At 45.5% G+C, this 23,110-nt stretch carries 21 protein-coding genes and 1 pseudogene; 6 read left to right on the plus strand and 16 right to left on the minus strand.

All coding sequences use genetic code 11. The annotated features are described in order from the left end of the window. Nucleotides 1-138: 138 nt before the first annotated feature. The 10 genes from nrdR to EKM80_RS02345 form a co-directional block, all read right to left on the minus strand. On the minus strand, nucleotides 139-633 hold the full coding sequence (gene nrdR, locus EKM80_RS02300; protein ID WP_125551506.1) for a transcriptional regulator NrdR: 495 nt from the start codon (nucleotides 631-633) through the stop codon (nucleotides 139-141). A 187-nt stretch (nucleotides 634-820) separates the two neighbouring features. Beyond that, complete coding sequence (gene coaE / locus EKM80_RS02305) at nucleotides 821-1,423, minus strand: dephospho-CoA kinase (RefSeq protein ID WP_125551507.1); 603 nt, start codon at nucleotides 1,421-1,423, stop codon at nucleotides 821-823. After that, nucleotides 1,420-2,268, minus strand: a complete 849-nt coding sequence (mutM, locus tag EKM80_RS02310) for a DNA-formamidopyrimidine glycosylase (protein ID WP_125551508.1) — start codon at nucleotides 2,266-2,268, stop codon at nucleotides 1,420-1,422. Before mutM ends, coaE begins: the two co-directional genes overlap by 4 nt. Nucleotides 2,269-2,276: 8 nt before the next feature. Continuing rightward, complete coding sequence (gene polA / locus EKM80_RS02315; protein ID WP_125551509.1) at nucleotides 2,277-4,943, minus strand: DNA polymerase I; 2,667 nt, start codon at nucleotides 4,941-4,943, stop codon at nucleotides 2,277-2,279. A gap of 982 nt (nucleotides 4,944-5,925) precedes the next feature. Continuing rightward, complete coding sequence (locus tag EKM80_RS02320; protein ID WP_125551510.1) at nucleotides 5,926-6,633, minus strand: Bax inhibitor-1/YccA family protein; 708 nt, start codon at nucleotides 6,631-6,633, stop codon at nucleotides 5,926-5,928. A 30-nt stretch (nucleotides 6,634-6,663) separates the two neighbouring features. Continuing rightward, complete coding sequence (locus tag EKM80_RS02325) at nucleotides 6,664-7,110, minus strand: MaoC/PaaZ C-terminal domain-containing protein (protein WP_125551511.1); 447 nt, start codon at nucleotides 7,108-7,110, stop codon at nucleotides 6,664-6,666. Nucleotides 7,111-7,191: 81 nt separating this feature from the next. After that, nucleotides 7,192-8,523, minus strand: a complete 1,332-nt coding sequence (murC, locus tag EKM80_RS02330; RefSeq protein WP_125551512.1) for a UDP-N-acetylmuramate--L-alanine ligase — start codon at nucleotides 8,521-8,523, stop codon at nucleotides 7,192-7,194. Between the two features lie 32 nt (nucleotides 8,524-8,555). Then, complete coding sequence (locus EKM80_RS02335) at nucleotides 8,556-11,114, minus strand: DNA translocase FtsK (RefSeq protein WP_125551513.1); 2,559 nt, start codon at nucleotides 11,112-11,114, stop codon at nucleotides 8,556-8,558. A 65-nt stretch (nucleotides 11,115-11,179) separates the two neighbouring features. Then, nucleotides 11,180-11,836 carry a YtpR family tRNA-binding protein gene (gene ytpR, locus EKM80_RS02340; protein WP_125551514.1) on the minus strand — a complete coding sequence of 219 codons (657 nt, stop codon included), beginning with the start codon at nucleotides 11,834-11,836 and terminating at the stop codon, nucleotides 11,180-11,182. Between the two features lie 27 nt (nucleotides 11,837-11,863). Next, on the minus strand, nucleotides 11,864-12,310 hold the full coding sequence (locus EKM80_RS02345; RefSeq protein WP_125551515.1) for a universal stress protein: 447 nt from the start codon (nucleotides 12,308-12,310) through the stop codon (nucleotides 11,864-11,866). A gap of 58 nt (nucleotides 12,311-12,368) precedes the next feature. On the opposite strand from EKM80_RS02345, the gene EKM80_RS02350 reads away from it, so the two are divergent. Beyond that, the gene (locus EKM80_RS02350) at nucleotides 12,369-12,668 is read left to right on the plus strand and encodes a hypothetical protein (protein WP_125551516.1); all 300 of its coding nucleotides are present in this window, start codon (nucleotides 12,369-12,371) and stop codon (nucleotides 12,666-12,668) included. Here the strand turns inward: EKM80_RS02350 and trmB are convergent. The 4 genes from trmB to EKM80_RS02370 form a co-directional block, all read right to left on the minus strand. Next, entirely contained in the window at nucleotides 12,628-13,299 is a 672-nt protein-coding gene (gene trmB / locus EKM80_RS02355; RefSeq protein WP_125551517.1) for a tRNA (guanosine(46)-N7)-methyltransferase TrmB, read from the minus strand. The two genes, EKM80_RS02350 and trmB, sit on opposite strands and share 41 nt — an antisense overlap. 237 nt (nucleotides 13,300-13,536) lie before the next feature. Continuing rightward, on the minus strand, nucleotides 13,537-14,328 hold the full coding sequence (locus tag EKM80_RS02360; protein WP_125551518.1) for a phosphotransferase family protein: 792 nt from the start codon (nucleotides 14,326-14,328) through the stop codon (nucleotides 13,537-13,539). A 192-nt stretch (nucleotides 14,329-14,520) separates the two neighbouring features. Further along, on the minus strand, nucleotides 14,521-15,720 hold the full coding sequence (locus EKM80_RS02365) for an ABC transporter permease (RefSeq protein WP_125551519.1): 1,200 nt from the start codon (nucleotides 15,718-15,720) through the stop codon (nucleotides 14,521-14,523). Continuing rightward, nucleotides 15,717-16,451 (minus strand): ABC transporter ATP-binding protein, encoded by a 735-nt coding sequence (locus EKM80_RS02370; RefSeq protein WP_125551520.1) that lies wholly within the window; start codon nucleotides 16,449-16,451, stop codon nucleotides 15,717-15,719. The genes EKM80_RS02365 and EKM80_RS02370 overlap by 4 nt, the downstream gene beginning before the upstream one ends. 160 nt (nucleotides 16,452-16,611) lie before the next feature. On the opposite strand from EKM80_RS02370, the gene EKM80_RS02375 reads away from it, so the two are divergent. The 5 genes and pseudogenes from EKM80_RS02375 (at nucleotide 16,612) to EKM80_RS02395 (ending at nucleotide 19,953) form a co-directional block, all read left to right on the plus strand. Further along, on the plus strand, nucleotides 16,612-17,052 hold the full coding sequence (locus tag EKM80_RS02375) for an HIT family protein (RefSeq protein WP_125551521.1): 441 nt from the start codon (nucleotides 16,612-16,614) through the stop codon (nucleotides 17,050-17,052). 36 nt (nucleotides 17,053-17,088) lie between these two features. Further along, nucleotides 17,089-17,439 (plus strand): YtxH domain-containing protein, encoded by a 351-nt coding sequence (locus EKM80_RS02380; RefSeq protein ID WP_125551522.1) that lies wholly within the window; start codon nucleotides 17,089-17,091, stop codon nucleotides 17,437-17,439. Nucleotides 17,440-17,737: 298 nt separating this feature from the next. Next, nucleotides 17,738-18,634 (plus strand): annotated as a pseudogene (locus EKM80_RS02385) (peptidylprolyl isomerase PrsA); the annotation flags it as partial. A 291-nt stretch (nucleotides 18,635-18,925) separates the two neighbouring features. Beyond that, nucleotides 18,926-19,630: an AzlC family ABC transporter permease gene (locus EKM80_RS02390; RefSeq protein WP_125551524.1), complete on the plus strand. Its 705-nt coding sequence runs from the start codon at nucleotides 18,926-18,928 to the stop codon at nucleotides 19,628-19,630. Beyond that, nucleotides 19,621-19,953, plus strand: a complete 333-nt coding sequence (locus EKM80_RS02395; RefSeq protein WP_125551525.1) for an AzlD domain-containing protein — start codon at nucleotides 19,621-19,623, stop codon at nucleotides 19,951-19,953. Before EKM80_RS02390 ends, EKM80_RS02395 begins: the two co-directional genes overlap by 10 nt. Nucleotides 19,954-20,487: 534 nt before the next feature. Here EKM80_RS02395 and EKM80_RS02400 read toward each other — a convergent pair. Both EKM80_RS02400 and EKM80_RS02405 read right to left on the minus strand, forming a co-directional pair. Beyond that, entirely contained in the window at nucleotides 20,488-22,005 is a 1,518-nt protein-coding gene (locus EKM80_RS02400; RefSeq protein ID WP_125551526.1) for a glycosyltransferase family protein, read from the minus strand. A gap of 62 nt (nucleotides 22,006-22,067) precedes the next feature. Beyond that, nucleotides 22,068-23,018: a 3'-5' exoribonuclease YhaM family protein gene (locus EKM80_RS02405; RefSeq protein WP_125551527.1), complete on the minus strand. Its 951-nt coding sequence runs from the start codon at nucleotides 23,016-23,018 to the stop codon at nucleotides 22,068-22,070. Nucleotides 23,019-23,110: the final 92 nt, after the last annotated feature.

The raw sequence follows: 23,110 nt of genomic DNA on the forward strand, positions 1-23,110 counted from the left end.
AGTATTAACTAAACAATAAGCTAAACCTTGGCGCGTATCTAAATATACGCCATACCGCAGTTAGACTGTTTAGCCGTTAATACTTGTCGTGTTATTGTGACGAGCATGGCACCTGAAATAACCGGCGCGCATGCTTTATTATTTTCCAGTTTGCTGATCGTCAGTCTTACCTGTTTGCTTATCGCGATCAACCATATCATTTAATTCCTTCAAAAAGACATTAACATCCTTAAATTGCCGATAAACACTGGCAAAACGAATATAGGTGATCTCGTCCACATCGGCCAACAAGGTCATAACGTACTCCCCAATCGTTTGTGAAGCTACCTCATTTTCGCCTAACGCGCGGATCTTGTTTTCAACGTCATCAACGATCTGCGTCATTTGTTCCATCGTTACCGGCCGTTTTTCCGCCGAACGAATCAGGCCACGCAAAATTTTCTCACGATTAAATTCTTCACGGGTGCCGTTTTTCTTAATCACCAATAATGGCGTTTGTTCGACTCGCTCAAAAGTGGTAAAGCGAAAATTACAATTTTCGCATTCACGACGGCGGCGGATCACGCGACCTTCATCAGTCGGCCGCGAATCAACAACGCGTGAACTATTGTGGTGACAGCGCGGACATTGCATATTTCGACACTCCTTTACTGTATCAGTTCTAAATTATTTTTATTGTTCATCAAATCGTTAATATTCTTCAAAAATAGAACGCAGCTTACAAGTTATTGCTTATAAAAATTATACCATTCAATTGCCTAAAAACACGATTTTAGCCAGTAAGTTCACAAAAGAAATAAGGTCAGGCCAGCGCCCCACCTTATTTCTGTAAATCATATTGTGTTAAGAAGTCTACCACTTGTTGCTGGGTCGCGGCAAGTGTCTGATCGTTATCGACCACAACATCGGCTAACTGGCGCTTGGCAATCAGCGGCCATTGACTGGCGATTCGCTGTTTGGCTGCTGCTGCCGTTAAATGATTGCGCGCCATCAAGCGTTGCAATTGGACGGCAGTGTTAACGTAAACCACCATGGTGACGTCAGCATTTTGCTGGTAGTGACCTTCAAATAACAAGGGCACATCCAACACGATCAACGGCTGACCAGCATGCTTTAACGCCACCAATTGTTGGTTGATCACTTGGCGAATCAGCGGCCCTGTAATCGCCGTTAGTTGGGCTAATTGGCGCCGATCCGCAAAAACAATTTGACCTAATTTAGCGCGATCTAAGCCACCGTCCGCCGTTAAAATAGCAGGTGAAAATAGCGACGTCAGTAAGCGCAAGCCAATGGTGCCCGGTTCAACGACTTGGCGTGCGATCACGTCAGCGTCCACAATGGGGTACCCATATTTGGCTAATTGGCGACTCACCGTCGATTTACCACTGGCAATGCCACCGGTTAACCCTAAAATTAAGCTCATGAGGCGTTGACCACACTTTCTGGTAACACTTGACAATGCGGGCAAAAATGGGTGCCACGCTGCGCCACCTTGATTTTCTCGATCGTCACACCACAGCGCTCACACGGTTCACCTTCACGGCCGTACGCGTGCAACGACAACTGAAAACCACCAGTTGCGCCGTACGCATCAGTGTAACTGCGAATCGTCGTCCCTTTGGCCTGAATGGCTTTGGCCAGCTCAGTAATAATGTTGTCGTGCAACCTTTGAATTTGACCTGCTGTCAGCGTGTTGGCTGGCTGCAACGGATGAATCTCACTGAGCCACAACACTTCGTCGGCGTAGATATTGCCCAGGCCAGCCACCACATTTTGATCCAGCAGCGTGGGCTTGATTGCCTTCTTATGCTTGTGTAACCGCTGGGTAAAGTCAGCAACGGTAAAAGCAGCGGCCGTGGGCTCAGGGCCTAGCGTTTTCAAACCACCTACTTGATTTTCCGTGCCCGTTTTAATTAAAGTCATGCGGCCAAATTTACGCGTATCTAAATACCGTAGCGCCGTGCCGTCAGTAAAATTAAAAATCACGTGGGTGTGCTTAGTCAGCGGTTGCGCTTGTGGTGTCACGCGGTATTTGCCTTCCATCCGCAAGTGCGACACCAGCGTCAAATTATCGCTAAGCCGAAACAGCAAGTACTTGCCGCGCCGATCGACTTCCTGAAAGGTTGTCCCCACTAGATCATTAGCAAATTGCGCACTATCGCCATTGATGATCTTACCCCAGCGAATTTCGACATTAGCGATAGTTTTATGCAGAATCAGGCCACGTAAGCCTTGACGAACAGTTTCAACTTCTGGTAATTCTGGCATCTGCTCACCTAACCTTTTTTAACATCGTACCAAGTTGGCCCGCTACCATAACCGACCTTCATTGGCACTTCCAACTTAACCGCCGCGTCCATGACTTGCGGCACCAACTGCTCCAGCGTTGCGATCTCCGCTGCTGGCGCTTCAAAAATAAGTTCATCGTGCACCTGTAATAACATCGTTGCTTGCAACTCATGCGCCTGCAAAGCTTTTTGCATGTTCAGCATCGCCACTTTGATGATATCCGCCGCACTACCTTGAATCGGTGTATTCATCGCCGTCCGTTCAGCAAATGACCGCAAATTAAAGTTCTTCGAATGAATATCAGGCAAATAACGGCGCCGGTGGAACAGCGTTTCAACATAGCCGTATTTCTTAGCTGCCGTCACAATATCTTCCATATATTGCTTAACATTAGGGTATTCATGGAAATAACTGTCAATATAGGCCTGTGCTTGCTTCCGGGTAATGCCTAAGTTTTGCGACAAGCCGTAATCACTGATGCCGTAAACAATTCCAAAGTTAACCGCCTTCGCTTGCCGCCGCATATTGGGTGTCACTTCCGCCGCACTCGCTAAGCCGAAAATCCGCATAGCTGTACTGGCGTGAATATCCGCCCCTTCGCTAAAAGCAGCCTGTAAGTTTTTATCATGAGAAATATGCGCCAGCACACGAAGTTCAATTTGCGAATAATCGGCGGCAAAAATCTGCCAGCCAGCTTCACGCGGGACAAAAGCTTGTCGAATTTGGCGGCCATCTTCATCCCGCACTGGAATGTTTTGTAAATTGGGATCAATCGACGACAAGCGGCCCGTTGCCGTCAACGTCTGCAAATACGTGGTGTGAATTTTGCCGTCGTCAGGATGGATCACTTTAAGCAAGCCATCCACGTAGGTCGATTGCAGCTTAGTCAAGCCCCGATAATCCAACACGTCACTGGCAATCGGCGCCACGGACTTCAATTGTTCCAAAACCCCCACCGCGGTGGAATAGCCCGTTTTCGTCTTCTTGATCACTGGCAAATTCATTTTCTCAAATAAAATTTCACCTAGTTGCTTGGAAGAATTAATGTTAAATTCTTCATCAGCTTCAGCGTAGATTTTTTTAGTTAACGTGGCGATCCGTTCAGCAAAGTTTTTGCGCAACGTATTCAGCCGCGCTGGATCCACGCGAATACCGGCGATTTCCATTTGCGCCAAAACAATGGCCAAGGGTAATTCCATTTCCGTGAATAAGCCATCTTGTTCGTTTTCTTCTAGTTGCTGGTCCAATTGTGGCTGCAACTGCTCAATGGCTTGCGCTTTTTGCGCTAAATGCTGGAACAAAACTTGTAAGTCCTCAGGCAACGCACGTTTAGCGCCTTTACCGTAGACTTCCTCGTCGGTAGCGACCTCACGATATTGGTGCAACTGCGCGATTTTACCGAGATCATTGCCACTGTCGTTAGGGTTCAACAAATAGGACACCAATAACAGGTCGAAGCTGGTGCCAGCAAGCGTTAAGCCCAGCCGATCTAAGCCAACATAGGTGCGTTTAACGTCAAATACCAACTTAGCCTGCTGCGGATCCGCTAAAAATTTAGCAAACGCAGGTAACTTCAATAAATCAACGTCAGTGCTAACGTACCACTGCCCCTTTTGGCCAATAACAAAACCCGCAAACGGCGCCGTGTGGTAATTAGTGGCTAACATTTCCAAGTAGAACGTTACTGGGCCGGTAAAACTCGCTAAAATCGCTGGCACATCAGCCGCAGTCAACGATTGAAATTCAATTGCAGCGCGGGCTTTTTCCGTCGCCGGATCAGCTAATTTATTCAAGAACGAATTAAAATCCATTTCAGTATAAAAATCACGTAACGCCGCCACATCACGGCCTTGATAGACCAAGTCAGCTAGCCCAATGGTCAACGGCGCATCTTGCCGAATCGTCGCTAAGTCTTTGCTTAAAAAGGCCTGCTCACGATCTTCAATCAGATGTTCCTTCATTTTGCTAGGCTTCAATTGATCCAAATTTTCATAAATACCCTCAACGCTGTCAAATTGCTTCAACAACTTGATCGCCGTTTTTTCGCCGACCTTGGTCACACCCGGATAATTATCCGACGTATCACCGGCTAAGCCTTTCATATCAATGATCTGCTGCGGCGTTAATTCTAATTTTTCGGCGACGTGCGCTGGCGTATACGCCTCCAACTGATTGACCCCTTTAACCGTAACGTTGACCGTCACTGCCGCCGTAGCCAATTGAGTCAAATCACGATCCCCAGTCACAATATCAACGGTAAAGCCCTTCGCCGCAGCTTCTTGCGCCAACGTGCCAATAATGTCATCCGCTTCATAATTGACTAACTCGTACGAACAAATACCATAAGCCGCCAACAAATCGCGTAAGCGCGGTAATTGCTCCGACAACTCACTAGGTGTTTTATCCCGCTGACCCTTATAATCGTCAAATTTGGCCGTCCGAAAAGTCGTCTTACCCGCGTCAAATGCCACCAGCACATGACTGGGCTCAAAGGTTTTTAGCACAATGTCCAGCATCGTATTGAACGCATAAATAGCGTTGGTGTGCAGGCCATTGTGATTAACAAACGTGTTGATTTGTGAATGTAAGGCAAAAAACGCCCGAAAAGCCACGCTATTGCCGTCAATTAGTAATAAATGTTTATCGTCTGCCATGTTTTGCTCCTCATTAATTCGTTTCGTTCACGCTACCTTATATTCTAACAAAAATCACCGCACTTTGCTGAGTCTGAATTTAAATTTAACGTGTAGCACGCGACTTGAACTTGCCGCACTTTGGCTTAGTTCAATCGACAACGAGAAGCACGCACTGTTTAGTAGATAAGTGCTAGTTGCTGATACTTGCTAAACAGTGTTGTTAAGAACGGGTTATAGCGTTTTATATCACACGTTTAAGCGATAATGCTCGGCAATAAAAATAAGACTGCAACATAATTTCACTGGTTCTTCCTGAAGTTGGGCTGTAGGCAGAGTTAGTTTGGTTCCATTCCGTTGCCAGTGGACGGAACGAGTGGCGCGTTGGCGAGCTAATTTTCCCTAGATAAAAACAAAAGCAGGCGGGAAAATGGATCTCGCCAGCCACGCATAGTTCTAAATGGCACAGACCACCATTAAGAACTATCGACACATCTGGCCCACTGGCGACTCCATTCCAGCAGGCAACTGTTGAACGTTTAACTATTGATTGTTTAAGTGGCAAAGTTAGTGGAATCAGAACGTAAAACACCGATAAAACAGTTAGAAAACTGTTTTATCGGTGTTTTTATGCGCATACAACCTACTTTAAAACTACGAATCACAAACAGCTGTCAGGTAGTCCTAATTGAGCTATCTAAATGTTTAACCTAATTCACAAAATAATGCTCAAACGCTGCTAAGGTGAAATGGAGGCGCTGACGTTATCACTGTCGCTCGTTCTTCCCAACATTGTCTGACAAGTATTGAATTTAGCACTTATTTGCCAAACAGAACGTACTTCCCGTTGTCGATTGAACTACGGCACAGACCCGCCGAGTTCAAGTCGCACGCGTTCCATACGCCAGCGCCGGAATGGAACCTAACTAACCCTGCCTACGAGTTAATAGGACAGCCATACTTCACAAGCGCATTTTACTTATGACACACGCTCTGATTATTTTTAATCGTTACTGCTGCCACCGATACCGAAAATCCGTAAGAAGAACAGGAACAAGTTAATGAAATCAAGGTACAACTGTAAGGCACCCATGATCGCCAACCCATTTAAGTCGGTTCGGCCAACATTTTGCGTATACATTAATTTGATTCGTTGGCTATCCCAAGCGGTCAAACCAATGAAAATGATCACACCGATAAAGGAAAAGATGTAATCGACCATTGGATTGCGCAAGAAGATGTTAACTAACGTGGCCACCAATAACCCAATCAACGCGGCAAACGCCATCTGGCCAATGCCGGCTAGGCTCCGTTTGGTCAGCGAACCATACAGCGCCATTGCGCCAAAGGTTGCCGTCGCCGCCACAAATGCAGTGGTGATATTGGCAACACTGTAATAGGACAAGGTCAAGGCCAGCGTCAGGCCATTGACCACCGCAAACGCCATGAATAGAACAAAGGACAATGCACCGCCACGGCTGGCCTTAAAGCTAGTCCCCATTACGAAGGCTAATTCAAGAAAAATCAGCGCATATAACATTAGCGGATTATTCCCGATCAAAGTCGCAAATTGCACCCGATAAATCGTTAGTGCTAAAAATGAAACTAAAGCAGAAACGGCCACGCCTAGGCTCATGTAGCCATAAACTTTGGTCAAATATTGGCCGAGACTGGCTTCATTAACAATCACAGTTCTTGGTTGTTCTTGCATTGTATACTCCCTCTCTGAGTGACCTCACACTTACTTAGTGGCCGCACCTTTAGGTGGTGCCACTAAAATCACAGCGTCTAATACCCGCTGCTGCTTAACGTTTTCCGCTGCGATCGCGATGGTCACCAACTCTCGCGCTTGATCCACCCGAATGACGTTAAAACTAAAAGTTAGCGTTGCGCCATGTTGCACCGACCGGATAAAGTTAACTGAAATATTGACGATATTACTACCAGGCCCCGGCAAATGCTTGGAAATCGCGCTGGTCATGATCCCCGTTAATAAAATTTGCGGCACCACCGTTTGCTGGTAATCCGTTTGCGCAGCGTAATCGGTTTGGGTAAATAACGGATTATTATCATTGGTCAACCCAAGGTACAAAAAGATATCACGCTCTTCAATGGCTTGCGTCACCGTTAAGCTGTCGCCTTCCTTGATTGTCGCCATTGTTTTACCAATTGGGTAAGCTACACTCATCCACTATTCACCATCCCTTAATCAACATTATAACAAATTGTGCGAATTCAGCCACTAATTTGTTAGGCGAACACTTTAGCGCTAGTTATTCTTCAAACTCGAATCACTTAACAAGGATTCATAAGCTTTTTCATACTTTTGTACATCACCGGCACCCATGAAGACCACCACGTCATCGTGGTATTCCAATAATGGTGACATATTGTTCAAATGTAACACCGTGCCGCCTTTAGTAATTTTGGCCCCTAAATCAGCACTAGAAACTTTACCCTCATGTTCGCGCGCCGAACTGAAAATTTCCGTTAAATAAACCACGTCAGCTAAGCTTAAGCTAGTGGCAAAGTCATCCATGTAGGCAATTGTCCGTGAGAACGTATGCGGCTGGAAAACGGCAATAATTTTTTTGTCAGGATATTTCTGCCGGGCCGCATCCAAAGTAGCTTTGATTTCAGATGGATGGTGCGCGTAATCGTCAATAATGGTCATATCCGCCATTTTACGTTCGGAAAAACGCCGTTTAACGCCTTGGAACGATAATAATTCTGCCGCAACTTCTGCATGAGCAATATTTTCCATATGGCTGACAGCGATGACCGCCAAGCTGTTCAAAACGTTATGTTCGCCGAATAAATGGATCACGTAATGGCCAAGATTTTCGTCATGATAATAAACGTCAAATTCAGAGCCCTTAACTGTCCGCAGAATATGCCGCGCTTGGAAATCATCGCGTTCGCTGGTGCCATAATAATAAACCGGCACCTTAGCATTTAACTTGCGCAATTCTGGATCGTCACCCCAAGCGAAGATGCCCTTTTTAACTTGGTTAGCTTCAGTTTGAAAAGCGTCAAAAACGTCATCAATACCATGATAGTAATCTGGATGGTCAAAGTCGATATTGGTCATGATCATATAATCTGGTGCCTGCGCAAGAAAATGACGCCGGTATTCATCAGCTTCAAACACGAAGAATTGCGAGTTTTTGATCCCCTTACCAGTACCATCACCAACTAAAAAGCTAGTTGGCGCAATGCCACCAAGCACATGGGCTAATAACCCAGTGGTGCTGGTTTTACCATGAGCGCCAGCAACACCAATACTAGTATGGCCCGCCAATAATTCGCCTAACAATTCAGGATAATGGAGAATGCGCAAGCCGAGCGCTTTGGCTGCTTGAATTTCAGGATGCGTATCTTCAAAGGAATTTCCGGCGACGATGGTCAAGCCGGCATGAATATTTTCCGCAGCGAACGGCATCATTTTAACGCCAGCCTTTTCCAGATCACGTTGCGTAAATGTATATTGCTCGATATCTGAACCTTGAACTTGATAGCCTTGGTCATGCAAAATCATGGCCAAAGCACTCATGCCTGAACCTTTAATTCCGACAAAATGATAAATCGTCTTGTTATCCACTACAAAAATCCCCTTTTTCATCATGATCAACTTTAATTTGCTTGCTTACTCTCTTGATATTTAATTAAATCTTCCGGTGTAAAATAAACATCCCGCGGCTTCGATCCACTAGCTGGTGAAATTAACTTGCGTTGCTCCAGCGTATCGATCAAATTAGCCGCACGGTTATAACCGATAGAGAACACCCGCTGCAATTTTGAGGTTGAAACTTGCGCTTCATCAGCAATATAGGCTAGTGCTTCTGGAAACAGCTCATCTTGATTCTCGGTGGCCTCAACTTTTTCCAGCAAGCTATCAGGTTCAAATAAATAATGCGGTGGTAATTGTTGCTTCACGAAATCAACAATTGGGTCGATTTCACTTTCCGCATACGTCCCTTGAATCCGAATTGGCTGACTTTGGCCATTGCCTAAATACAGCATGTCACCGCGACCTAATAGCCGCTCAGCGCCGCCTTGATCAATAATCGTTCGTGAATCAATTTGACTGGAAACCATAAAGGCGATACGCGTCGGAATGTTATTTTTGATTGTCCCCGTGACGACATCAACACTAGGCCGCTGCGTTGCCACTAGCAAATGAATGCCAGCTGCCCGCGCCTTTTGGGTGATGCGGACAATATAATCCTGCACTTCACTGGAAGCAACCATCATCAAATCAGCTAATTCATCAATGATGATAACAATATATGGTATTTTCAAGCCGTATTCCTTGCGCGCGTCCGCTTTCGCATTAAATTGCTCCAAATTACGGACACCAGCTGCCGCCAATTTCGTATAACGATTTTCCATTTCATCGACGGCCCACTTCAACGCTGCCGCCGCCGCTTTAGGATCTGAAATCACTGGCGATAACAAATGCGGCAAGCCATTATAAGGTGCTAATTCGACAGCTTTAGGATCGATCAGTAACAGTTTGACCTCACTGGGCTTGGCTTTAAACAAGATCGACAACAACAAACTGTTGATGAAGACACTTTTACCAGAGCCTGTTGCCCCGGCGATCAAGCCATGCGGCATTTTACCTACATTGGTGATCATCGGTTGACCAAACAAATCGACGCCTAACGCCACGGTCAAAGGTGATTTGCTTTCTTGGAACTTAGCAGATTCCACCACTTCAGACAACATCACCGGCCGTGATTTCAAATTAGGAATTTCAATCCCAACGGTCGATTTACCGGGAATTGGCGCTTCGATTCGAATATCTTTGGCCGCTAATGCTAACTTCAAATCGTCACTTAGATTGGTGATTTTGCTGACTTTAACGCCACGCGATAAGCTGATTTCAAATTGGGTAACCGCAGGACCAATGCTCCAACGGCTAACCGTCGCCTGCACGTTAAACGCTTTTAACGTCTCATTTAACGCCACACGCTGTTGCTCGACCCACGCCTTCATTTCACTGCTACTGTCCTTCACCGGCTCCGGCAAAAGGGAAAATGGCGGCAACTGATAATGCTGATCGTCCAGCGGTGCTTGTTCCTTGATCGTCAATTGCGGCTTTGCATCATGACTGTCGCCAACGGTATTGGCGGCTTGATGCATCGTCGGTGCCGGCGCCGCTGAAGCAGTTTGAGCCGCTGCCGGTGACGCTGGCTTGATTGGCGCACTAGGTGGCGTATTAGCAACTACAGCAGCGACCACATGGCGCCAACTTGGTGTTTCGCTGGTGGCGGCAGTCGTCGTGCTTGCTGCTTCACTATCTATTTCGGCTACGGCAGCAGATTCAGGGGACACTAAATTAACCGCTTCTGTATCTACTTCAGCGAAATTAGTTGCCGTAGTGCCTTCAGGAGTAGCACTAGATGCTGCTTCAGTACTAGGTTCAACCTCAGTGCTAGCTTCTGCTACAGCACTAACTTCGTCTGCAGTACTAGCTTCCACTTCAGCACTAACTTCGTCTACAGTACTAGCTTCTACTTCAGTACTAGCTTCTACTTCAGTACTAGCTTCTACTTCAGTACTAGCTTCGTCTACAGTATTAGCTTCGTCTGCAGTGCTAGCTTCCACTTCAGTATTAGCTTCATCTACAGTGCTAGCCTCAATCTCAGTACTAGCTTCTGCTACAGCACTACTGGCTTCAGCCTCAGTACTAGCTTCTACTTCAGCGCTAGCTTCAGTGCTGGTGCGCTCCCCTACTGCCACTGACTGGCTAGGATTAGTCACCGCTGCCGCATCGCTACTAGCTGCGGTTGCAGTTACTGCCAGCGTACTTTCTGGTTCGGTAGCAAGCAAAAAGGTTGGCGCCGCCGCAACTTCAGGTGCCGCCACTGTTTCAACCGGCGCCGCTGTGCTAAATAGTAAGTAACTATCCGTTGTTTTCGCTAGCGCTTGCACACGCTGTGCTAAACGCAGCTCCTCATCACTAGATTGGCGTGGCTGTTGCGGCTGTGGAATATACTTCGGTGTAAAACGATGCGTGTCAACTGTTGGTCGCTGGACTGGATGCGCTTGTGCTGCACGGCGTTTTGGTGCCACTACTGGCCTTGGTGCTGCAGCTACCCGCGCCGTTTGTTGCCGCTGGGGTACCTTAACTGAGCTAGCTTTTTGCTGGCGCCGTAAAAAAACAGGTCCATCATAATGTTCCACACAACTACCCCTTTCTTCTATGTAGCGACGTGCCTAATTGTACGCACGTCATTAAGTCAGTCACGTTATTCTGCCGCATTTTGTGCCGCAACCACTTTGGCTGCTTGGTCAAAATCAAATGGCGTTCCCGCTGGGATGTCTGCAGGCATCACTAAAATGCCATGTTTTTTAGGTGCATTGGGTAAAGCTAACTCACGAGCAGCACTGATCATGCCGTCACTGGTCACACCACGTAAGGCACCAGGCCAGATAATCTGCCCGTTCGGCATCATCGCGCCAACTTTGGCGACAACCACTTTTTGACCTTGAGCAACGTTGGGTGCGCCGCAGACGATCTGCAACGTTTGGCCATGATCCACGTCAACTTCAGTGACACTCAAATGATCAGAATCAGGATGTGGCGTCAACGTTTTAACGTAACCAATGACAAATTTAGGACTTAGATCCGCAGCTAAATCAGCAGCAAAACCATTAGTCGTCAATAATTGATTCAACTGACTCACTTGCGCGCCACTCAAGAAAACTTGGCCGTTACCGGTTAAACCAGGTAAATATTGGCTAATATGAAAAATATTATAGCCTAACGTTTGGTCCGTTGTTTCATCATAAATGCGCACCACATCGCCTTGTTGCTTGGTAGCCTGATTATTAGCCGTATCTGCGGCGGTGATTAAAATTAACGTATCAGCAAAAGCTGCCGAATTCAAACTTGAAATTAACATTGCTCTTCCTCTCACGGTTCACTGTCACTAGTTATTTATTTTATGGGTGGCTTGATTGCGCACCACTAACACATCGCCGGTTGCTTCACGGACGATGGTTTCAGCAAACGACCCTAGCATAAAACGGTCGATGGCGGTTTGCCCCGATTGGCCGACAATGATCAAAGTCGCCGTCTGGGTGGCTAAAAGCGTCCGCGCACTGCCAGTCAGCATTGCGGTGGTCACTTTTTCAACCCCAGCGGTCAATGCTTGTTGCTGCGCCGTTGCTAAAACTTGGGTAAAGGTGGCCTGCTCTTTGGCGTGCGCCTGAGCAACTAAGGCAGCCGTTCCCCCAACTTGCGGTGAATACTCGATCACATGCACTAAATGTAACCCTGCCCGCTCACGTTTAGCAAGCGTGATTGCCTTAGTTAAGGCTGCAGCTGCCGGTTGGCTACCGTCCAGCCCAACTAAAATGGTTTGATATTGTTGCACCGCTTCCATCTCCAGCCTATAATTTGACTAAATCCCAAAAATCAACGGAGGTTCATTTATGTCCAATCAAACAACCACAAAATTAGTTGCCGGAGGTGCCTTGCTCTTTACCAGCAGCGTCATCAGCCGACTACTTTGGCGTCGTTACCGCGGTGCACAACCTGACAAACTGTTAAAAAAGGTCAAACACCAACTTAGTCAGCAAGCACCGATCAGCGGCTCTTGGATCGATTTTCAGCCGCAACGCTACCAGCAGCACTGGGCCTATCGCGGCGGTATCCGCCAAGCCGATCACGAATACCGCTTTGTGATCGCCACTAACGGTCAGTTGCTGGCTGGTCACTGGTTGACGCTTTAAACTGTGCTTGAATCAAATAGATCGGGTGACCCATTTGACTAAACCGTTGTTCATACTCTGTCTCAATATTATCGGGGGCGTCGTCAGCATGCAAGTCTAACGATAGCTCATTAAATTGCATCCCAAACTGGTTAAAGCTGATTAACGAAAATTCGAATAACCCCCGATTATCAGTTTTAAATTGTAATTGCCCCGCTGGCTGCAAAATTGTCTGGTACATAGCTAAAAATAAGCGATGTGTCAGCCGTCGTTTAGCGTGGCGTGTTTTGGGCCAAGGATCCGAAAAGTTCAAATAGACTTGCGCGACTTCGCCTGCCGCAAAGAAGTCAGTTAAGTCGCCGCCATCAGCCTGAATCAAATACAAGTTAGGCAATTGTTCAACCAATTGCTTTTCTAAAATCATGATGGCCACTGACGGCTGGATCTCGATGCCAATAAAGTTGCGTTCAGGATAAGCTTTGGCCATTTCAACGATGAAGCGCCCTTTGCCGGAACCAACCTCAATACTAAGCGGCTGCTTCTGGGCAAATTTACGTTGCCACTGGCCCTTAAAATCCATTGGTGTCGTTGTCATATATTGGGGATTAGCGGCAATTTCGCCTGCCGCCCGCGGTTTGTTTCTTAAACGCATACTTGACCTCATTTTCTTTAGTACGTGGCCTAAACGGCAGCCGACGTTCTGCGTACCACCTGCCGTTTAGGCCACGTTTAGCTTAAATTTTTCAATCGCGCGACTGCCCGTTGATCAACCCACGGTGCAGTCGCTTTTTACTAGTTGGTGCTTAACCACCTAAAAAGCCAGCCGGTAGCACGTCACAGAAAAAGGCTGGAACGTAACCACATTACCGCCCCGGCCCCATCTATACCATTATTGTCCTGTTCGCGCATCAAATAACTCACGCAGTTGGAGTAGTGCCTGATTCATTTCATGATAACGCTGTTCATTGAAGAAACGCTTAACGATCAATAATAGATTTAAAAAGCCATACCACTCGATTCGCTGAATGATGTCATTATCACTGGTCATGCCATAATCGCATAACCAGCGTGACCATTGCGCTCGCGGCACATATTGGCACAAAACCGTGCTTAAATCGAAGGCCGCGTCAGCAAACATAGCATCATCCCAATCGACAATGTATAAGCGTTTCTGTTCAGATAATAGCCAATTTTTATGATTTAAATCCCCATGGCAGACTTCCAGTTGTTCTGGATCAAATACTGGCTTGTTCTGAATCAAATAAGTCAACACCTGCTTCAATAGCGGATGTAAACGCAGATCCGAGGATAAATTTAAATAATATTGTTGTAAAAAGTGATCCGAGGTGACGGTTAAACCGCCAACCCGCTGTAACATCTTTTTTAAGAGTTTCGAGTGGTGCACCCGCGCCAGCAATTTAGCCACCGCAGTGTCACTCATTTCTTGCCGAGTTAACGTCCGCCCGTTGAGCCACTCTTGCGCCGTTAACACATCACCACTAGAAATCCGTTTGGTCCAAATCAACCGTGGCGAAATGCCTTCCATCGATAAGGCGGCCAAAAACGGTGACGTATTACGCTTCAGAAAAACTTTCTCCTGAGCGCGGGTGCCAATGAAGGCGGCTCCGGTACTACCACCAGCTGGTTGAATTTGCCAGCCTGCATCTAAATCAAAATCCATCGCCACACCCCCTTTTAAGCGCCTGTTTAAAACGCCGTCCGCTATGAACTACAGTAACCAATAATGAATCAAGCTCACTAGATTAAAAAAACGACTTTTTAAACACCTTGCCGTTAAAAAATGACTGAAGTGTTCAATCATTCCACTCACTATTTTACTGGTCGGCAAAACTAACGTCAAGCGCCGATGTCCTTATTTTTCCGGTTGTAAACGCCGGGGAAAATAAACTAAGGTCAAGAGGAAAACAGCCGCCAATTCAACAAGCGTAAACAATAACCACTGCACTAGACTGTGATTAACCAACATTACCAACGCAAAAATTAGGGCTTGCACCAATAATAAACCTTGCACTAAATGCTGAAATGACCGTATTCTACTGACCTGTGGTACTGGGTACAAATGCGCTAATAAATTTTCGTTAAAAACTTGGTAAAACGGTAACAGCTGAAATCCAACTAAATAGAGGAAAATGGCACCAGCAATTGCCGCCACCCACCATAACGGAATAAACCAAATAATCACCGCACCTAGCACTAATAACCGCAAATATAGGCCAAGATATTCAGTTCCCCGGAAAAATTCACGTAAATACAAATAGCCGAACGTCCGCTGCTGACTACCTTTAAATAACCGCAACAGTGGGTCCAAATACGCCCGCCGGTGAACCTTACCGCTTAATTGCGGCACATCGGTAAATAAGTTGATCAGCCGGTACAACTGCAGCATTCGCGAATTTTCATTTTTCACAGCAGCACGCCATTGGAAAATCGCGGTGGCTAACCAGCGCGGAATCGCCCAGCGTAGGCCAATTTCAATAATGACCATTGCCAGCACGCCAGCTAACGGTGTTAACCATAAACTCAGCGCCAGTACGCTGGCCGCAATCAGGTAAAAAGGCACCTGCCACCGCTGAAAACGCTGATAACTCGCCAACAGCTGTAACCAAAATTGGCTATCCTTAAGTGCCACCATGACCACAAAAATAGCCAAACCATCAATGGGCACTAAGTTAGTTGCCACCGCCTGAAACGGCAACAACGCCCCTAGGCCAAGCGCAAACGCCGCGGCTGGCAGCCATAAACTATAGCGCCGCGCCGCCAACAAATACGACATTAACTGTGGCTCTTTTGGTAACAAAAAGAGCGTATCCGCGTCCTGCAGCAACGTTGCCCAATGACCAAAACTCAGCAAAACCAATAAAATCACCAAAATCAGCGGCTTAGCCCACCACAACTGCCCAGTTAACGTATCCAGCACATTGGAATAACTGTAAGCCAGCGCCCCGATAAAAATAAAAATGGCGATCATAAAAAATTCATTAAAAACGTAGCGCGAATACTTCAGCATCTCCTTATGATGCTGCTGTACCCGCTGTTGCCATAACTGTTTCATTGCGCTACCTCATCGATCATCTTGAAGTAGATATCATCCAAGTTACCAGCCCCCATACCGAACTGCTGCTTCAACTCAGTTAACGTCCCTTGCGCCCGAATCTCACCATCACTTAGTAAAATAAAAGAATCAGCGTACTGCTGTGCGGTGGCTAACACGTGCGTCGACATCAACACGGCAGCACCACGGGCTTTCTGCTGCTCGATCACTTGCAACAGATCACGAATGGCCAACGGATCCAATCCGGTAAACGGTTCGTCAATAATATAGAGCGCTGCTGGCACAATAAATGCACAGACAATCATCACCTTTTGTTGCATCCCTTTGGAAAAGTTGGCGGGGAACCAATCGAGCCGCTTGTCTAACCGAAAGCGCGTTAACAAATCACCAGCTTGCTGCCAAGCTTTTTTCGTATCCAAATCATAGGCCATAATCGTCAGTTCAATGTGTTCACGCAAGGTTAGCGCTGGATATAAGACTGGCGTTTCCGGCACAAAGGCCAATGACTTGCGGTACGTTTCTGGTTCGCCACTTAAGGTGACCCCATTTAATTTGATCGTGCCCTTTTGCGGCGTTAAAATTCCAATAATGTGCTTGATCGTCGTTGATTTACCAGCACCGTTTAAGCCAATCAAACCAACCACCGTTTGTTCAGGAATTGTAAAGTTCAAATCTTTCAAAACGGGAACGTGTGAGTAGCCCCCAGTTAAATGTTCAACTTCTAAGCTCATAAAATAACATGGCTCCTTCGTTTTACTTGCGGACCTTTTTGTATAACAACGCCGCAATTAATTTACCAACAATTATAGCATATACCGCTAATGATATTGGTTCAATTTAAGCGCTTATTATGGTAGCATGAAGGTAAATAACGAAAGAAGGCACTTCCTTATGGCATATGATGCAGATTGCATTTTTTGTAAAATTATTCAAAACGAAATTCCCAGCACGGTCGTTTACGAAGACGACGTGGTTAAGGCCTTTCTTGATTTGACCCAAGCAACACCGGGGCACACACTAGTCGTTCCAAAAACCCACGTCCCTGATATTTTTGCTTACGACGCTGAGCTGGCAGCGCAAGTGTTCAGCCGCATCCCTAAAATTGCCCGTGCCATCAAGGCTAGTGATCCCGCAATCATTGGCATGAATATTATCAATAACAATGGGAAAGTCGCTTCTCAATCTGTTTTCCACTCCCATTTCCATTTAATCCCCCGCTATCAAGCGACTGAAGGCTTTGGGATGACCTTCGCGGACAATAGCGCTGCTTACACATCAGAAAAGCTCCAAGCCGTTGCCGCAAAGATCAGCGCACAATTACAAACTGACTAATACACGTTCAACTTAATCATGCAAGGAGGTTTGCAGATGAAACATTTTAGTACTGGTTTATTACTTGGTGCTGCGGTCGGCGGCGTCTACGCGCTTTTTACCGCTAAACGTAGTGGCCGCGAAACCCAAGCACAGATCAAGCATTACGTGGACGACGTAACCGAAGGCGCTTTAGCGGTTAACGACAGCTTAGCGCGCCTACGCCAGGCTGCTCAAGTGCTGGCCAAAGAAGGCAGTGGTAATGCCGCCCAAACGGTACAAGAATTACAACAACTGTTTGACGATTTCAATTTTCAAAGCGACTCACGGATCAAACGCGCTAAGGACGCCAGCGAACAGCTGCAAAAAGATATTGGCGCCGCTATGCCCGAGCAACCAACCGATTAACTAGTCATTTATATCAAGCTAGTTTAATTAGCGCTATTGTTAGTGCAAAAAAGCCCATAACAAAATTAATTTTAAGTAATTAATTTTGCGTTGAGCTTTTTTTGCACTCTTTTTTAACCACGCTTAAATCGCTACTGCCCATTATTTTTTAGTCATGTTTATAAGTTGCAGTTATGCCTTGCCTGTGATTTGTTGAAGTTTTCATGAAGAAATCAAGCGATGTTTCAATTTTGGCGATGATTATGGTATATTAAGGCTTGTGAGTTTCAGAAAAATATTTTATAAGGATGTGCTATGCATGCGGAAAAAATGGCTATTGTCCATTGTGGGCGTTTTACTAGCCGTCACTCTAGCGGGCTGCGGTAACAAAACTGTTGCAACAACTTCTGGTGGTAACGTTACCCAGGATGATTATTATAATGAAATGAAGACATCATCCAGTGGTAAACAAGTTTTACAGCAATTAATTTTGAATAAAGTATTGGAGAAGGAATATGGTGACAAGGTTTCCAAAGCCAAAGTCACTAAACAATACAATTCTTATAAGAGCCAATACGGTTCATCATTCAGTTCTGTCTTATCGCAAAACGATATGACTGCTTCAAGCTTCAAGCAAAATCTACGTTCTAACTTATTATTAGAACAAGCTGTTAAAGATAACGTCAAAGTTACCGATGCGCAGTTGAAGAAACAATGGAAATCTTACGAACCAAAAGTCACTGTTCAACATATTTTGGTTGCTAAAAAGTCCACTGCTGAAACGATCATTGCTGAGTTGAAGAAGGATAACTCCGCTGCTAATTTCAAGAAATTAGCTAAGAAGTATTCAACTGATACTAGCACTAAGTCTGACGCCGGTAAGTTGCCAGCATTCGATTCGACTGACACGAGCTTGGATTCAACCTTCAAGAAGGCTGCCTTCAAACTTAAGACAGACGATTACACTGCAACACCAGTCAAGACACAATACGGTTACCATGTTATCCGTATGATTAAGAACCCTGGTAAAGGCACGATGAAGTCACACGAAGCAACATTGAAAGCACAAATCTACACTGCTGATATGCAAGACAGCACTGTCTTACACAATGTGATCGTTAAGGTCTTGAAGAAGGGTAATGTTCAGATCAAGGATGACGATTTGAAAGACGTTTTATCTGGTTACACTAAGTTAACCAAAGCAAGCTCAAGTAGCTCAGCCGCTTCTTCGAGCAGCGAATCTTCTGAATCAAGTTCTAGTGAATCTAGCTCAAGTGAGTCTAGCTCATCTGAATCAAGTTCCGCAGCATCAAGCTCAAGTGAATCTAGCGCATCTTCAAGTGCGGCTAGCTCAAGTGCATCAAATTAATACTTTAAAAAGTGCGACGAACAGTCATTGTTCGTCGCGCTTTTTGTTTACCCTTAACCTAATTACAATTAGTTCTTTAATCATTTTCTAATTTAGTTTAAACTAGAACTTAACTATTTATTGTTGAGGAGTGAAAAAATGGGTCCAGAATTAACTTTTCGTAGTGGCTTGCATGACGTTGTCCCCACCACTTTCGGCTATATCGGCGTGGGGTTGGCGTTTGGCGTGGTCAGCCGTACCAGTAATTTGTCGCTGTGGACCGTGTTACTGATGTCCTTGGTGGTTTATGCAGGTTCAGCACAATTTATTATTACCAGCATGTTGCTGGCAGGCAGCCCAATTTCCGCCATTATCTTTTCAGCTTTTTTGGTCAACTCACGGATGATTTTGATGAGTACCTCGATGGCGCAATATTTCAAAAAATATTCATTAGCGACCAACGTGGGGATCGGCTCGCTACTGACAGACGAAACTTTTGCCTTAGGGATGAACAAACTCAATGACACTGACCGAAAATTAACGCCAGTGTGGTTTAATACCGCCAACGTGGTCGCTTATTTAGTTTGGGCAGCCGCCACCGTAGCTGGTGCGCTGATCGGTAATCTGATCACTGACCCTAAAGCATTCGGCTTAGATTTCGCCTTAGTGGCCATGTTTCTGGGTCTGCTTTATTTACAAATGGTCAGTGACCGTAGCAAAAAATTAAGTTTGCAATTATTAGTGGTCGCCTTCGTGGCTGTCGCAGTTTATGTGCTCCTGATTTTCTTGTCCGCTAATTTTGCTTTACTCGGGGGCACAATTTTGGGCTGTATTTTTGGAATGGTGGTGGCAAAATGGCGTTAACTGGCTATGTTTTTTGGACAATTATTGGTTGCGGCGCTGTCACCTGGCTTTCCCGGGTCATTCCTTTTGTCTTGGTCAAGCAATTTGAACTGCCTCGCTGGTTGGTGGAATTTCTCTCCTTCGTGCCGGTGGCAATTATGACGGCCTTAGTCGTAGAGAACTTGTTCAACGCCCACCCTGGCCATCTACCGAGCTTAAACGTTGGCAACGCCCTCGCTACTTTACCGGCGTTAGTCACGGCTATCGTCACCAAAAGTTTGCTGGCCATCGTGGTGGTTGGCATTGTGGCTATGGCCATCGTGCGTGCACTTGGCTGGGCTTAAAAAAGCGTACGACATAAGTAAAATTGGTTCTTTCTGAACTTTGTCTACAAGCTGAGTAAGTTAGCTTCCATTCCGTCGCCAGTGGACGGAACGAGTGGCGTGTTGGCGAGCTAATTTTTCCTGAATAAAAAGCAAAAGCAGACGGAAAAATGGATCTCGCCAGCCACGCATAGTTCTAAATGGTACAACCCACCATTAAGAACTATCGACACATCTGGTCCACTGGCGACTCCATTTCAGCAGGCAACGGTTGAGCGTTCAACTATTGATTATTTAAGTGGCAGAGTTAGTGGTAGTCAGAATACAAAACACCAGTAAAACAGTTTTCTGACTGTTTTACTGGTGTTTTTATGCGCATATAATCTACTTTAAAACTACGAATTACAAACAGTTGTCAGGTAATCCTAATTTAGCTATCTAAATATTTAACCTAATTCACAAAATAATGCTCGAACGCTGCCAAGGTGGAATGGAACCAAACTAAATCTGCCTACGAGTTAATAAGGCAGCCATACTTCAGAAAGAATCGTAAAATTATGCCGTACGCTTATTTTTATACGCCGCTATCATTGGTGGTAATTGAAACCAGCCGATTACACTTAAACTATAAATCACTGGCATAAATTGAATCATGTACCGTGATCGGCCGCCTTCAAATAGCAGTAAAAATAGCAATAAGCCAAAAAAGGCTAAGCGTAAACTGCGGGCAAAAAAGGCCTGATCCCAAAAGCTTAACAGCACACCAGCCAACAATATGATCCAGATCAATTGCGCAAAAGTATGATAATAACGTAAACGCGTACCAAATGGATAATAAAAACTGCGCAAAAAAGCATGCTGCTTTAAATTAGGTTTAGAGAAGAACTCGCCTTCAAATAGCCAGCCCAGCGTCCCATCACTGGTATTAGCATAATTTTTAACGACTAAAAATTTTAGATAGCCGCCAAAGCCAAACTTATGCAATCGTTGTTTGATGACTTTGATATTAGCGCTTTGTTGCGCTTTTTTTGTCGTGAATTTAGTGCTATACAAAAAATCACTTTGCGAATAGGAGCCAGTGGTCCCCTTGTTCATCCCCATCATGATGTAGTGACTCGGTAATTCAGTTAAATTATCGTGCAGCGGTACAAACGTTTGTTGCTGCAAAGCGTGTTGACTCACCATTTGACATAAGCCAAAGCTGACTAACCCGGCGGCTAACAAAATAGCCAAGCGCTTAAAATCAAGCCGCCGATAGTTGAAAATAGCAACTAGCGCCAACTCTAACGCAACTGCGATCCCCAAAATCAACGCGCTCGGTTTTAAAATATAGGCGCCCCAAAAGACAACCCCAAATAAAAGCGCTAAACCTAGTGAATTGCGTAAGGGTTGTTGTGTCCGACTTTGTGTGAGCAAACGATCCAGTAAAAAAATACTCCCCGCAACAAAAGGCAGAATCACTGTATCACTATAGACCAATAAAATCCACGGCGTTAACAGGAAAATTGCGGGCAATAATAGCCAAACTACCCGCCGCTGCAAGTAATGCCGTAACGTTAAACCAATCAGAATAATTGCTAAATCAACCAATATCAGATTGATTATGACTAGAACAATTAAAAAATTGGTTAAGCCAAAAAATTGCGTTAAATGATAGACACCGCGTTCAGCAAACATCAAGCCTAAATTATTAGGGTTATTCGAAAAATAGTTCGATAGATAACTGCCGTCAACAATTGATTTAGTGCTTGCTGCCCAACGTACAATACCCGTATCAAAGCCAGTATCGCTGGCCAAACCGTACACCAACGTAATTTGATAAACGATAGCCACCACTGCTAAACACCATTTAGACCGTAAAAAGCGCCAACCCTGAGGCCAGCTCAGCTTGGCTTTTAGGTGCGGCCGCTGGCGTAACCACCAGTAAGCCCCGCCAACAAGGAGAACTACTAACACGCTGATAGCTAATAACTGTGGGTTTAAATTAGGCGACAGCAGTGCGCCACCAAAAACCAACGCCATTACAGCAAACATCACCCATTCCAACGCCAAATTGATTCTATGTTCAAGCATTAATCCGCCACGACCCTATTCTAAGTATTGAAAAAACAGTGACCGACTACGTCACTGTCATTTTATTCTTCGTTTGGTTGATAAAAATTACGGTTATTCATCCCGAAAATCCGTTCAGAAAAACTGCCTGGCTCGGTATGGCGTAATGTGGTAGTCATCATTTGCATCGAGGCATCCAAATTATCAATTTGATGCAGCACCTCCGCCTCAACCACTTCTGGTTCCACTGGCGAACCATATTCACGTAAGCCGTGGTGCGCTAGAATCACATGCCGTAATAGCAGCATATCTTCGCTAGCGGCGTCGATTTTCAACGCCACACAAGCACGCACAATTTCTTCGTCCACAATGACAATATGACCGAGTAAATTTCCTGCCACCGTGTACTGTGTCGCCACTGGACCAGTAAGCTCAACGGTTTTACCAATATCATGTAAAATGACGCCGGCATACAATAATGACCGCTTGATTTCTGGATATTCATCCGCGACGGCCTTAGCCAAGTGTAGCATCGTGATCGTATGGAAAGCCAAGCCACCTTTAAACGCATGATGATTGGTTTTAGCGGCTGGGTATTCCAAAAACTCTTCCTGATGCCGCGCCATGATCCAGCGCACCACCCGATTCCAATTTGCATTGGTGATCTCAAAAATAGCTTGATTTAATTCCTCACGCAAAGCGCTGGTGCTAAGTGGCGCCTTAGGCAAATAATCAGCTACATGCTCATTTTCATCCGGCGTCGCCACGCGCAACTTATAAATTTTAATTTGCGGCTTACCTTGGTACAGCTCACGCTTGCCGCTTAAGAAAATAACTTCGCCGGCTTGAAACAACTCAATATCGGCGTCGCTGGCATCCCAAAACTTGCCGGTAATCGAGCCTGAAGTGTCTTGAAAGGTGAAGGCAATAAACTTCTTGCCGTTTTTGGCCACACGAACCTCCGCGCCTTTGATCAACACAAATAAAGCAACTTCTTCATTATTTTGATAATCGTACAACTGTTTATCGGCCACAAGATGGCCTCCTTTTCATTTAGAAAGTATGTGACATCAGTAAAATGATTTTTACTGCCGAACATTAGCGGTTAGCCGTGGGCCATAAAATG

It is taken from the genome of Loigolactobacillus jiayinensis (assembly GCF_003946445.1).
In the GTDB taxonomy this organism is placed as follows: Bacteria; Bacillota; Bacilli; order Lactobacillales; family Lactobacillaceae; genus Loigolactobacillus; species Loigolactobacillus jiayinensis.

Excerpts from the sequence above, each read along its gene's own strand:
- nrdR (WP_125551506.1), bottom strand. The coding sequence starts at position 633 with ATGCAATGTCCGCGCTGTCACCACAATAGTTCACGCGTTGTTGATTCG.
- coaE (WP_125551507.1), bottom strand. The coding sequence starts at position 1,423 with ATGAGCTTAATTTTAGGGTTAACCGGTGGCATTGCCAGTGGTAAATCG.
- mutM (WP_125551508.1), bottom strand. The coding sequence starts at position 2,268 with ATGCCAGAATTACCAGAAGTTGAAACTGTTCGTCAAGGCTTACGTGGC.
- polA (WP_125551509.1), bottom strand. The coding sequence starts at position 4,943 with ATGGCAGACGATAAACATTTATTACTAATTGACGGCAATAGCGTGGCT.
- EKM80_RS02320 (WP_125551510.1), bottom strand. The coding sequence starts at position 6,633 with ATGCAAGAACAACCAAGAACTGTGATTGTTAATGAAGCCAGTCTCGGC.
- EKM80_RS02325 (WP_125551511.1), bottom strand. The coding sequence starts at position 7,110 with ATGAGTGTAGCTTACCCAATTGGTAAAACAATGGCGACAATCAAGGAA.
- ytpR (WP_125551514.1), bottom strand. The coding sequence starts at position 11,836 with ATGTTAATTTCAAGTTTGAATTCGGCAGCTTTTGCTGATACGTTAATT.
- EKM80_RS02350 (WP_125551516.1), top strand. The coding sequence starts at position 12,369 with ATGTCCAATCAAACAACCACAAAATTAGTTGCCGGAGGTGCCTTGCTC.
- trmB (WP_125551517.1), bottom strand. The coding sequence starts at position 13,299 with ATGCGTTTAAGAAACAAACCGCGGGCGGCAGGCGAAATTGCCGCTAAT.
- EKM80_RS02360 (WP_125551518.1), bottom strand. The coding sequence starts at position 14,328 with ATGGATTTTGATTTAGATGCAGGCTGGCAAATTCAACCAGCTGGTGGT.
- EKM80_RS02365 (WP_125551519.1), bottom strand. The coding sequence starts at position 15,720 with ATGAAACAGTTATGGCAACAGCGGGTACAGCAGCATCATAAGGAGATG.
- EKM80_RS02370 (WP_125551520.1), bottom strand. The coding sequence starts at position 16,451 with ATGAGCTTAGAAGTTGAACATTTAACTGGGGGCTACTCACACGTTCCC.
- EKM80_RS02375 (WP_125551521.1), top strand. The coding sequence starts at position 16,612 with ATGGCATATGATGCAGATTGCATTTTTTGTAAAATTATTCAAAACGAA.
- EKM80_RS02380 (WP_125551522.1), top strand. The coding sequence starts at position 17,089 with ATGAAACATTTTAGTACTGGTTTATTACTTGGTGCTGCGGTCGGCGGC.
- EKM80_RS02390 (WP_125551524.1), top strand. The coding sequence starts at position 18,926 with ATGGGTCCAGAATTAACTTTTCGTAGTGGCTTGCATGACGTTGTCCCC.
- EKM80_RS02395 (WP_125551525.1), top strand. The coding sequence starts at position 19,621 with ATGGCGTTAACTGGCTATGTTTTTTGGACAATTATTGGTTGCGGCGCT.
- EKM80_RS02400 (WP_125551526.1), bottom strand. The coding sequence starts at position 22,005 with ATGCTTGAACATAGAATCAATTTGGCGTTGGAATGGGTGATGTTTGCT.